Annotated in this window: 10 protein-coding genes; 9 read left to right on the top strand and 1 reads right to left on the bottom strand. The window is 66.9% G+C overall.

The window, feature by feature from the left end:
* From ACDP63_RS19430 to ACDP63_RS19390, 9 genes are all read left to right on the top strand, one after another.
* Window positions 1-186 (top strand): hypothetical protein (locus ACDP63_RS19430; RefSeq protein WP_409928509.1); only part of this gene is annotated, 186 nt, incomplete at its 5' end.
* A 69-nt stretch (window positions 187-255) separates the two neighbouring features.
* Window positions 256-573: a hypothetical protein gene (locus ACDP63_RS19425; protein ID WP_409928508.1), complete on the top strand. Its 318-nt coding sequence runs from the start codon at window positions 256-258 to the stop codon at window positions 571-573.
* A 67-nt stretch (window positions 574-640) separates the two neighbouring features.
* A complete protein-coding gene (locus tag ACDP63_RS19420; protein ID WP_409928507.1) occupies window positions 641-2,194 on the top strand; it encodes a c-type cytochrome in 1,554 nt (517 codons plus the stop codon).
* 15 nt (window positions 2,195-2,209) lie between these two features.
* The gene (locus tag ACDP63_RS19415; protein ID WP_409928506.1) at window positions 2,210-4,765 is read left to right on the top strand and encodes a molybdopterin-dependent oxidoreductase; all 2,556 of its coding nucleotides are present in this window, start codon (window positions 2,210-2,212) and stop codon (window positions 4,763-4,765) included.
* 13 nt (window positions 4,766-4,778) lie between these two features.
* Entirely contained in the window at window positions 4,779-5,453 is a 675-nt protein-coding gene (locus ACDP63_RS19410; RefSeq protein WP_409928505.1) for a 4Fe-4S dicluster domain-containing protein, read from the top strand.
* Entirely contained in the window at window positions 5,446-6,234 is a 789-nt protein-coding gene (locus ACDP63_RS19405; protein WP_409928504.1) for a molecular chaperone, read from the top strand. Before ACDP63_RS19410 ends, ACDP63_RS19405 begins: the two co-directional genes overlap by 8 nt.
* An 86-nt stretch (window positions 6,235-6,320) precedes the next feature.
* Window positions 6,321-6,485, top strand: a complete 165-nt coding sequence (locus ACDP63_RS19400; protein WP_409928503.1) for a hypothetical protein — start codon at window positions 6,321-6,323, stop codon at window positions 6,483-6,485.
* A gap of 179 nt (window positions 6,486-6,664) precedes the next feature.
* Window positions 6,665-8,569 carry a sensor histidine kinase gene (locus tag ACDP63_RS19395; protein ID WP_409928502.1) on the top strand — a complete coding sequence of 635 codons (1,905 nt, stop codon included), beginning with the start codon at window positions 6,665-6,667 and terminating at the stop codon, window positions 8,567-8,569.
* Window positions 8,566-9,939, top strand: coding sequence for a sigma-54-dependent transcriptional regulator (locus tag ACDP63_RS19390; RefSeq protein ID WP_409928501.1), 1,374 nt, complete (start codon window positions 8,566-8,568; stop codon window positions 9,937-9,939). The genes ACDP63_RS19395 and ACDP63_RS19390 overlap by 4 nt, the downstream gene beginning before the upstream one ends.
* Before the next feature lie 3 nt (window positions 9,940-9,942).
* On the opposite strand, the gene ACDP63_RS19385 is transcribed toward ACDP63_RS19390, so the two are convergent.
* The gene (locus tag ACDP63_RS19385) at window positions 9,943-11,172 is read right to left on the bottom strand and encodes an FAD-dependent monooxygenase (RefSeq protein WP_409928500.1); all 1,230 of its coding nucleotides are present in this window, start codon (window positions 11,170-11,172) and stop codon (window positions 9,943-9,945) included.
* Between the last annotated feature and the right edge of the window lie 72 nt (window positions 11,173-11,244).

Raw genomic sequence — 11,244 nt, 5'->3', positions numbered from 1 at the left:
GGGATGGCCGGCGGAAGCTCGGGCTGGACCTGCACTCAGTATTCCTACACCGGCATGGCCGGCATGTCGGGAATGAGCGGCATGGGCGGCATGTCGGGCATGGGCGGCATGTCGGGAATGAGCGGCATGGGTGGCATGGGCGGCATGTCCGGAATGGACGGCTCCTGGACGCCTCCGTCGAACTGATCCGAACGACCCTGCCGGGGGCGGCGACACGCCGCCCCCGGTTTCCTCCTCTCACACGGTCGAAAGAACATGAACACCAATCAGGCCATCGGCATTCTTGCCATCGTTGCGGCGTTGGGCGCCGGCATCTACTTCACCACGCGCGGCTCTGACCCGGTTCCGACGGCTGAAACCCCCGCCGGCCAGGAAGGCATGTCGGGCATGGGCGGGATGTCCGGGATGGACGGGATGTCCGGGATGGACGGAATGTCCGGCATGGGTGGCATGTCCGGGATGGGTGGCATGGACGGAATGTCCGGGATGGCGGGCGGGGGCACCCCGAACTGCATCCGGTACGAACTGATCGAAAGTGCCTGGGTCTGCACGGCCACGGCCGCGGAAAACTGAAACCAATTCCCGGCACGGCGGATCTTGGTCTGCCCTGCCACGCCATGCCGCCAGCCAGGAGCTTGTCATGAACCAGGAGCTTGTCATGAAAAAGCTGGAAGCCATACTTGGGGCCCTGTCCGGGCTTGCCTTTGCATTGCTGGCTTTCTTCGCCCTCTTCGTCGCCGGGACCTTCATCTACAAGGGCCCCGCGGCAACGAAAGTGGGCTTTGTCGAAGCTCCGGCCGCGCCAGAGGCGACCCCCGCTCCCGAACCGGCGGCTGAGACCGCTGCCGCAGCCGAGACAGCGCCGCAGGCCACTGCCGAACCCGCCGCTGCCCCAAGCGCCGCCGGAATTGACCTCGCGGCCGGGGAAAAGGCGTTCAAGGCCTGCAAGGCCTGCCACACCATCGACAAGGGCGGCAAGAACGGCACCGGCCCGAACCTATGGGGCGTCTTCGGGCGCGCGGCGGCCTCGGCCCCGGGGTTCAAGTATTCCGATGCCCTGACCGGCCTGGGCGGTGCGCCCTGGGACGAGGCGGCTCTGAACGCCTTCCTGGAGAAGCCCAAGGATTATGCCAAGGGCACCAAGATGTCCTACCCCGGCATGAAGAAAGCCGAGGAACGGGCGAACCTGATCGGCTGGCTGGCGACGCAGTCGGATACGCCGGTGACCCTGGCCGGCGGCGAGGCCGCGGCCCCCGCCACGACCGAGGCGGCTGCCGAACCGGCAGCGCCTGCCGATCCCTACGCCGATCTGGCCGATGATGCCGTGATCACGCTGGACCCGGTGCCCTTTCCCGAAGGTGTGACCTATGCCGACGCGCCCGCGTTGACCGAAGCCGAACTGGCCGCGATCGAGACCAAGGTCGCCGAACTGGAAGCCGCGATCCCGGCGATGGACTACGAGGCCGCGCGCTATCACCCGCTGCACTTCCAGCCGGCCATCGCCACGGCCTCGAGCGCCGAGTGCCTGGCCTGCCACAAGGAAATCCTGAACCACCAGCCGCGCGCGACCAGCCCGGCCGGCGTTGCGGCCGAGACCAGCCTGGCCTGGTACCAGACGCTGGACACCTATGCTGGCCCGCAGGCCGACTTCCACTGGCGGCATTCGGAAAGCGAATTTGCCAAGTCGGTGATGAAGCTGGAATGCAACTTCTGCCACAAGGGCAACGACCCGCGTGAGGAAAGCCCCGACATGATGCCGGGCCGCGATCACTATACCGCCGCGGCCAGCCCGGAATTCACCCTGCGCAAGACGGTGAACCCGTCGGAAACCTGCCTCCTGTGCCACGGCGCCATGCCGGACCCGGTGAACATCATGGGTCTGTCCGGACCCTGGCCGGAAGCCCGCGTCGACCTGGAATATGCCGAGGCCCCGAACGGCTGCCTGTCCTGCCACGCCGAGACGTTCCGGACCAACCGCCATCAGGTGAATTACCTGAACGCGGCGACGATCGAGGACATGGCCCGCAACGGCACCTCGGACATCTGCTACGGCTGCCATGGCGGACGGCAATGGTACCGGATTTCCTACCCCTATGCCCGTCATCCCTGGCCGGGCATGGACACGGAAACCGTGCCGGACTGGGCAGTGGACCGCCCGGCCCAAAGCAAACCCGAACATCAGATCGCGCCGTAACGAAGGACCGATGCCATGACCAAACCCTCCGATCTGTCCCGCCTTGTGTCCCTATTGACCCCGACGCGGCGCGCCTTCCTGCAAGGGGCGGCTGCCACGGCGGCGACGGCCCTGGTCGGCGGCAAGGCCACGCCGGCGCGCGCCTTCGCCTACGAACCCTATCCCACGGATGACGAACTGGAGACGGTCGTCACCTCCTGCGCGCACAACTGCGGCAGCCGCCACATGCTGGTCGCGCACAAGAAGGGCGACGTGATCGTGCGGCTGTCGACCGACAACGGCAGCTACCAGGGCGATGCCTATGGCACCGACACCGAGGAAAAGCCGCAACTGCGCGCCTGCCTGCGCGGGCGATCCTACCGATCGCGGCTCTATTCCCCGGAACGGCTTCTTTACCCGATGAAGCGGGTCGGCAAGCGCGGCGAGGCCAAGTTCAAGCGCATCACCTGGGACCAGGCCCTGACCGAGATCGCCGAGCGCATGGTGCACCTGAAGGACACCTACGGCCCGACCGCGATCCTTGACCAAAGCTATGCCGGGGCCAGCTATGGCGTCCTGCACAAGTCCGACCAGATCGAGGGCCTCTTGGGCCGCTTCCTGGGCATGTTCGGCTGCCGCACCAGCAGCTGGTCGGTGCCGTCCTACCAGGGCACCACCTCGTCCAGCCGCTGGACCTTCGGCACCATCGAGGACGGCAACGAGGACGATGCCTTCGCGCATTCCAAGCTGATCGTGATGTGGGGCTGGAACCCGGCCTATACCTTCCACGGCGGCAACACGTTCTACTACATGCGCATGGCCAAGCAGCGCGGCTGCAAGTTCGTGCTGGTCGACCCGCAATATACCGACAGCGCCAGCGCCTATGACGCCTGGTGGATCCCGATCCGCCCGAACACCGATGCGGCGATGATGGCGGGCATGGCCTACCACATCTTCGCCACCAACCGGCAGAACCAGGACTACATCAACCGCTTCGTGCAGGGCATGGACCCCGGCACCATGCCGGACTGGGCGAAGGATCAGGAAAGCTTCCGCGAGTACATCGAGGGCACGCGCGACGGCATCCCGAAGACGCCGGACTGGGCCAGCGCGATCTGCGGCGTGCCGGCCGCCGACATCATCAAGCTGGCCGAGCTTTATGCCGACACCAAGCCCGCCGCGCTAAAAGCCAGCTGGGCCCCGGGCCGGGCGGCCTATGGCGAACAGTACAACCGCATGGCCGCGGCCCTGCAGGCGATGACGGGGAACATCGGGGTGCTGGGCGGCTGCGCCGAAGGCGTGGGCAAGGGCTGGCACCCGGAATCCATCGCCTACCCTTACGACCAGAACGCCAACATCTGGTTCGCCTCGATCAAGTCGGACCGCTGGGCGCATATCGTTCTGAACTACCCGAACGTGAAGCGGGAAGAGGCCGGACTCTGGCCGCGCGGCGACAATCTGGATGGGGTCATCCCCAACATCCGCGGCATCTTCTGGCAGGGGTCGGACTGGTTCAACCAGTTGACGAACATCAACAAGGAAATCGAGGCGATCCGCAAGCTGGACAGCTACGGCGAAGGCGAAAGCCTTCTGGTCTGCATGGACAGCACGATCACGCCGACCGGCATCTGGGCCGACTATCTGCTGCCGATCGCCACGCATTTCGAACGGCACGACGTGGCGCTGCCCTGGTACAAGGGGCACTACTACATCCACCGCCCCAAGGTGATCGAGCCCCTGGGCGAAAGCCGCACCGACTTCCAGGTCTTCACCGAGCTGGCCTATCGGCTGGGGTTCGGGCCGGCCTACAACCCGAAGGCCAGCCGCGATTACTTCTATGACAACGATGCCGTGGACGAAGCCTATCTGGTGGATTGGTGGCACAAGGTCCAAAGCCACCAGGGCGTGACGTGGAGCTGGGAGGAATTCAAGAGTCGTGGGGTTTACAAGTTCATCCTGCCCCGGCCCCACGTCGCGTTCCAGGACCAGATCGAACAGGGCATCCCGTTCCAGACCCCCTCGGGCAAGATCGAGATCTTCTCGACCACGCTGGCGCAGGTGCAGGACTGGACGCGGACGCAATGGGGCTATCACATCCCCTCGATCCCGAAGTGGATCGAACCCTGGGAAAGCCTGAACCACGAAAAGGCCAAGGACTATCCCTTCCACATGATCACGCCGCATCCGCGCTGGCGGACGCATTCGATCTTCAACAACATACCCTGGCTGCGCGAGACCTTCAGCCAGGAAACCACCATGAACGCGTCCGATGCCAAGCGGCTGGGCATCCAGACCGGCGATACGGTCGAGGTCTGGAACGACCGTGGGCGGGTGGTGACACCGGTCTACGTGACCGAACGCTGCATGCCGGGGGTTCTGGTCCTGCACGAAGGGGCCTGGATGGATATCGACGAGAACGGCGTCGACCGGTCGGGCAACCCCGATTTCCTGACGCTGGACAACCCCTCGCCGGCGGGCGCCTTCGCCTACAACACGCTGCTCGTCAACGTGAAGAAGACCGACCTGCACCATCGGCCCGGCTGGGACCAGCTGGCCACCGCGCGGGCCCACGTCTTCCGGCGCGACAACTGAGGGGGCGGAAATCATGGGAAACACCAACCTCGACAAGGGCAAGATCAAGGCCGCCGCACTGAAGAAGAAGCGCGAGGTCTATGTTCCGGTGGTGCCGGACCTGCAACTGGGCTTCATCCACAACAACGTGGACTGCATCGGCTGCCGGGCTTGCGAAATCGCCTGCAAGGACAAGAACGGCTTGCCGGCCGGCCCGCGGTTCCGTCGCGTGCAATACATCGAAGGCGGCACCTATCCCGAGGTCTTCGCCTTCAAGGTCAACATGTCGTGCAACCATTGCGCCGAACCGGCCTGCCTTCCGGCCTGCCCGACCGGTGCAATCTGGAAGCGCAAGGACAACGGCGTGGTCGATATCGACAGCACGCTGTGCATCGGCTGCCGGAAATGCGAGGCCGCCTGCCCCTTCGGTGCGCCGCAGTTTAACGTCGAGCTGAACATCGTCCAGAAGTGCAACATGTGCATCGACGAGCTGGAATCCGGCCGCAAGCCCTATTGCGTTTCGGCCTGCATGATGCGCGTCCTCGACATCGGTCCGATCGACCAGATCGACGCCGGCACCTACGAGACCAAGGCCATCGGCCCCAACGACCAGACCGTCCGGCAGGTGAAGTCGATGGCCGATCCGGAACTGACCAATCCCTCGATCCGGTTCGTGCCGCATTCGAAAGGGCGGGTGGACAATGGCTGAAGACAGGGTCCCGCCCGCCGCTCCCCTGCGCGATCTGGGGGAAGAAGACCGGCAACGCTACGCGATCTGGGCCACGGCGCTGGGCCCGGTCATCCGCCTGCATGACCGCGAGGTGGACAATGCCGTGATCGAAGGGCTGTGGACGGCCGAATTTCCGGCGCTTGCCGCGCTGTTGCTGGAAGGATCGGGCGATGAAGCCGTCGCCGAAGGCTTTGCACGTGCGCTGGCCGGTCTGCCGCGGCCGCTGCCGCAGGCCATGCTGGACGATCTGGCGGCGGATTTCGCCGATGCCTACCTGACCCACGGCTTCCGCGCCTCGCCCAACGGGTCGGTCTGGCTGACCGAGGATCATCTGGAACGCCAGCAGCCCATGTTCGACGTGCGCGATTTCTATGCCTTTTACGGCATCACCGTGCCCGACTGGCGCCGACGTTCGGATGACCACATCGTACATGAAATGCAGTTCCTGTCGCATCTTCTTGCACTGGGCACGCCGGCGTCGCTGGCCGATGCGGCGCTGTTCCTGGACCGGCATTTGCTGCCCTGGGCACCCGACTTCTGCCTGCGCGTCGCGGCGCGGGCGCGCGAGCCATTTTACGCCGGCTCCACCTTGCTGACCCGCTCTCTGCTTCTGGCGCTGCGGCAGGATCTGGAAGGGACCACCGGTCTGGTCTCCAGGGTCGAGCCGCACGCCTGGGCCGTGCAAGAGGGCCGCGCCGAACGGCAGGCCCGGGCCGACGAGGAAAGCCCCTTTGTTCCGGGGGTTGCCGAAAGCTGGTAGCCTGCAATCCGTGCCTGGACCTGTCCGGCAGACACCATGCCAGTCGGGCGGAAACCTGCCGGATCGCGGGCGTCAGGGAGACAACCTTGACGCCGATCAAGGCAGGAAAGCGCGAAATTCGCTATGTGGCAAATGCAACTTCTTTCCATTGGTGTGGGCCGGTGCAGCTGTCTGATCTGAAGCGCGTCTCCTTGCGTCCCGGGCATGCCGAAGCGGCTTGCGCGTCCGCCATCGGACGCACGGCACAATGATGCGGGACGTCTGCGAGTTGCCCCTGACAGGCCGGTCCGGTTGCGGCCGCCGCTTACCGGTCAGGTCGCCCNTTGCGCGTCCGCCATCGGACGCGCGGCACAATGATGCGGGACGTCTGCGAGTTGCCCCTGACAGGCCGGTCCGGTTGCGGCCGCCGCTTACCGGTCAGGTCGCCCGCATGACCACATCACATCCCTTGCGCCGGGCGTCCCTCTGGGTCGCGTCCCGCCTGCAGCGCCGCGTCATGGTCACGCTGGCACTGGTTCTGATCTGCCTGTCGGCGCTGTTCCTGATCCTTGTCGCAGGCACCTACCGTGCGCGCATCGCCTCGGAACAGGAACGCGCCTCGATGCAGATCAACAGCCTGCTGCAGGCTGCGCTTGAAAACGCCATGCTCAAGCGCGACCTGCCCGGCCTGCACGCCATCATCGACGACCTGGGTCGCGATCCCAACATCGTGGCCGTGCGCATCCTGAACCCCGATCTGGAAACCCGCTTCGCTTCGGATCCGGCGCTTGAAGGCACGGTGCTGGATCTGCCCGAGGTCCGTCTGGCCCTGGAAAGCCGCAAGCCGCAGGCGATCAGCCTGCAGGACTCGGGGGTCGAGCGGTCGATCAATCCGGTGCTGAACCAGGACCCCTGCCAAGTCTGTCATGGGCCGATGGCGGATCATCCGGTCAATGGGCTGCTGGTGGTCGACTATGCGACCGGCGCGCTGGATGCCGAAGCACGACAGACGGTGCTTGCTCTGGCCTCGCTGGGGTTGGCCGTGATCGGGGCGACGCTGCTGGCCAGTTGGCTGGTGCTGCGGCGCACGGTCGTCGCCCCGCTGCGGCTCCTGGAACAGGGCACCGAACGGCTGGCCGCAGGCGACCTTGCCCATCGCATCGCCGTTCAGGGTGCCGACGAACCCGCGCGGCTGGCCGACAGCTTCAACCAGATGGCCGGACGGCTGGACCAGACCGTGCAGCGGCTGGATGCGGCGGGGCGGATCCTGCAGGCGCTGATCGACGCCATTCCCGATGGCATCCGGGTGATCGGCCCGGATTACCGGGTCCTTCAGGCCAACGCGGCCTTTGCCCGCCATGCCGGGCTGCGCCATGACCAGATCATCGGCCACCCCTGCCATGTCACCTCGCACCACCGCGACAGGCCCTGCCCGGAAACCCTGGTCCTGTGCCCGCTGGTCGAGGCGAGGGCCGCCCGGCTGCCCCTGACCTGCCGGCAGATGCACCAGGGCCCTGCGGGCGAACGGCACGTCGAAGTGGCCGCCGCGGCGATTGCCTGGCCGGGACCCGAGGGGACGATGATCCCCGCCGTGGTCGAATCGATCCGTGACCTGGACTTGCAAGCCAAGCTCAGCCAGGAGCAGCGGCTGTCCGAGCTGGGCCTGCTGGCGGCGGGCCTTGCGCATGAAATCCACAATCCGCTGTCCTCGATCAGCCTGCTGCTTGAGGCCGCCGAGGCCGACCTTGCCGCCGGCAGTGCACCCGAGGCCACCCAGCGCCTGCGCAGCGCCGAAACCGAAGTGCAGCGCACGCTGAAGATGACCAACAGCCTGCTCTCCCTGTGCATGCCCCCTGCGACCGAGGCCGTCCTTCTGGACATCGACCGCATCGTGCCCGAGGCTCTGTCGATCCTGACATTCCAGGCCCGTCAGACCGGCTGCACGCTGCAGGTGGATATCGCTCCCGGTCTGCGGCTTCTGGGATCGGACAGTGATCTGCGCATGCTGGTGACCAATCTCGCGCTGAACGCGTTTCACGCCATGCCGAAGGGCGGCACTGTCCAGGTGCGCGGCTGGCGCGACGGCGCGGACGTGGCGCTGTCGATTGCCGACCAGGGCATCGGCATCGCGCCCGAGGACCAGTCGCGCATCTTCCTGCCGTTCTGGACCCGCCGGGCCGACGGCAGCCCCGGACGCGGCCTTGGCCTGTCGATCGTCCAGGCCATCGTCACCCGCTGGGGCGGCCGCATCGCGGTGCAAAGCCAGGTCGGCGTTGGTACCACGTTCATCGTTCACTGGCCCGACCCGGACGCCGTGGACGCCCGTTCCCCTTCAGCCCAGGCCATCGCCCCATGACCCCAGCCAGACCCGGCGCCGGCCCGCGGCGCATCCTTGTCATCGAAGATGATCCCACCCTGAACCGGCTTCTGGTCGAACAGCTGGGCCGGCTTGGCCATGACGCGCGGGGCGTCGGCTCGCGCGCGGATGCGCTGGACGAACTGGCCCATCACCGCCCGGAACTTGCCGTGCTGGACCTGCGCCTGCCGGATGCCGATGGCATGGCCTTCCTTCCGGAACTGCGGGAATACTGCCCGGCCATCGTCCTGACGGCGCAGGGGTCGATCGACCAGGCCGTGCAGGCAGTGCGGGCCGGGGCCTCGGATTTTCTGGTCAAGCCGGCCTCGGCACAGGCGCTGGATCTGGCGCTGTCGCGGGTGTTCGACACCATCGACCTGCGCCGCGACCTGGCCTTCTGGCAGACCCAGGCCACGCGCGGCCAGGACCAGCCGCTGGAAGGCCAGTCCCCGCAGATGTCCGAGGTCCGTCGCCTGATCACGCTCTTCGCCGGCGCGGACAGCCCGCTTCTGATCCTGGGCGAGGGCGGCACCGGCAAGGAACGTGCCGCGCGGGCGCTGCATGCCCTGTCGCCGCGGGCGAATGGCCGCTTCGTGGCCGCCGATTGCGAAGCCGGCATGACGGCCGAGGAATTGTTCGGCGAATTCCGCACCGGCGACGGTGGCGCGCTTCGCCGCAGCGAAGGCCTGCTGGCCGCCGCCGACACCGGCAGCATCTACCTCTCGGGCGTTGACCGGTTGTCTGCCGACCTGCAGATGAAACTGCTGCGCGTGATCGAGACCGCCGCCTACCGGCCGGTCGGATCGGCGACCCAGCTGGTCTGCCGAGCGCGCTTCATGCTTGGCGCCTCGCTGTCGGCCGAAGACATCGCCCGTACCGGTCCGCAACACAGCGAGCTTCTGTTCCGCCTGCTGGCCTTCGTGATCCGTCTGCCGGCCCTGCGCGAACGCCCGGACGATATCCTTCCCTTGGCCCAGGGCTTCCTTGCCAACCGCAGTTTCCAGCGCAACACGCCCAAATCGTTCAGCCCCGCCGCCATGGCCGCCCTGCGCGCCCATCCCTGGCCCGGCAACCTGCGCGAATTGTCGAATGTGGTCGAACGCGCCATCATCCTGTCCGCCGGCTCCGAGGTGATCGAGCCCGCCCATCTGGGCCTTGCCCCGCAGCAGGCGCTGCAGCGCGACGGTCAGGTGCGGCTGGCCTTCGACACCCCGCCCACGCTGGACGAACTGCGCGACGCCTACCTGCGGCTTGCGCTTGAGATGACCGGTGGCAACCGCCGCGAGATGGCCGAGATGCTGGGGATCAGCGAACGCAACCTCTACCGCCTGTTGCCCGGCATCGATACCAGGCCGCGCGGCGAGGAGTAGGGTTCAGATCGGCTTTCCGGCCAGAAGGCGCGGCAAGTCGCCCTGCAAACCTGCGGCCTGCCGGATGAAGCGGCGGCGCAGCCCCGGCATGGCGCTGACCAGGCCCAGGCCCAGGTCCCGGCCCAGCCGCAGTATCGGATTGTCGTTCGAAAACAGCTTGTTGACGGTATCCATCCCCAAGGCCAGCGCCGTTGAATCGAACCGCCTCCAGCGCTGGTAACCCTCCAGTACCACGTCCGATCCGATGTCCTCGCCCCGCCGCGCTGCCGTGACCAACACCTCGGCCAACGCGCCCACGTCGCGCAGGCCAAGGTTCAGGCCCTGACCGGCAATGGGATGCACGCCATGCGCCGCATCGCCCACCAGAGCCACCCGGCGCGACACGAACGTCTTGGCCAATGACAGCGACAGCGGATAGGTGAACCGGGCGCCGGCCAGCGCGATCTTGCCCAGGAAATCGCCGAAACGCGGCCGCAGGGCCGCCAGGTAGCCCGCGTCATCCAGCGCCTGGATGGCGGCGGCATTGGCGTCGGTCTCGCTCCAGACGATGCTGGAATGATGCCCGCCCGGCAGCGGCAGGATCGCCAGCGGGCCCGAGGGCATGAAGAACTGCTGCGCGGTGCCGTCGTGGTCCTTTTCGTGCCGGATCGCCGTTACCAGCGCGGTCTGGCCATAGCCCCAGCCCTGCCGACGGATCCCGGCCCGTGCCGCGACACCAGAGCCGCGCCCGTCGCAGCCCACCAGCACGCGCCCCGTCAGCGTCTTTCCCGAAGCGAGGGTGACCGTCACCCCCTGCGGCCCCGCGTCCTGCGCGATCACCGTCTCGCCCGACAGAAGGGTGATCCGGGGCTCGTTCGCCATGGCTGCCAGGAAGGCCGCGTAAAGGAACCGGTCCTCCAGCATGAAACCCATCGGTCCTTCCTCGATCTCGTCCGAATCGAAGGCCAGGAAGAAGGGTGCGGCGCCTTCGCCGGCATGGCCATCGCTGGCCTTGATCTTCAGGATCGGCTGGCTGTGCCCGGCGACCGCCGTCCAGACGCCAATCGCCTGCAACAGCCGCTTGGAGGCAATCGCCAGCGCATAGGCCCGGCCGTCAAAGCCTGCCTCGGCACGCGCCGGGGCAGGGCGCGCGTCGATCACGGTGACCCGAAGGCCACCCTGCGCCAGGGCCAAGGCCAGCGCGGGGCCGTTCAGCCCACCGCCGGCAATCAGGATATCGGCATCATGTTCCATTCCTGCATGGCTAGGCCCGCCATCGCCCATTGTCCATGCTGCAACCTGTCGCTACCGTTCGGCTGGGTGTTT

Origin of the sequence: Paracoccus sp. P2 (assembly GCF_046335115.1) — a bacterium.
GTDB classification, from domain to species: Bacteria; Pseudomonadota; Alphaproteobacteria; order Rhodobacterales; family Rhodobacteraceae; genus Paracoccus; species Paracoccus pantotrophus.
The sequence above is the reverse complement of the archived record's forward strand: the minus strand, read 5'-3'. Positions and strand labels throughout refer to the sequence as shown.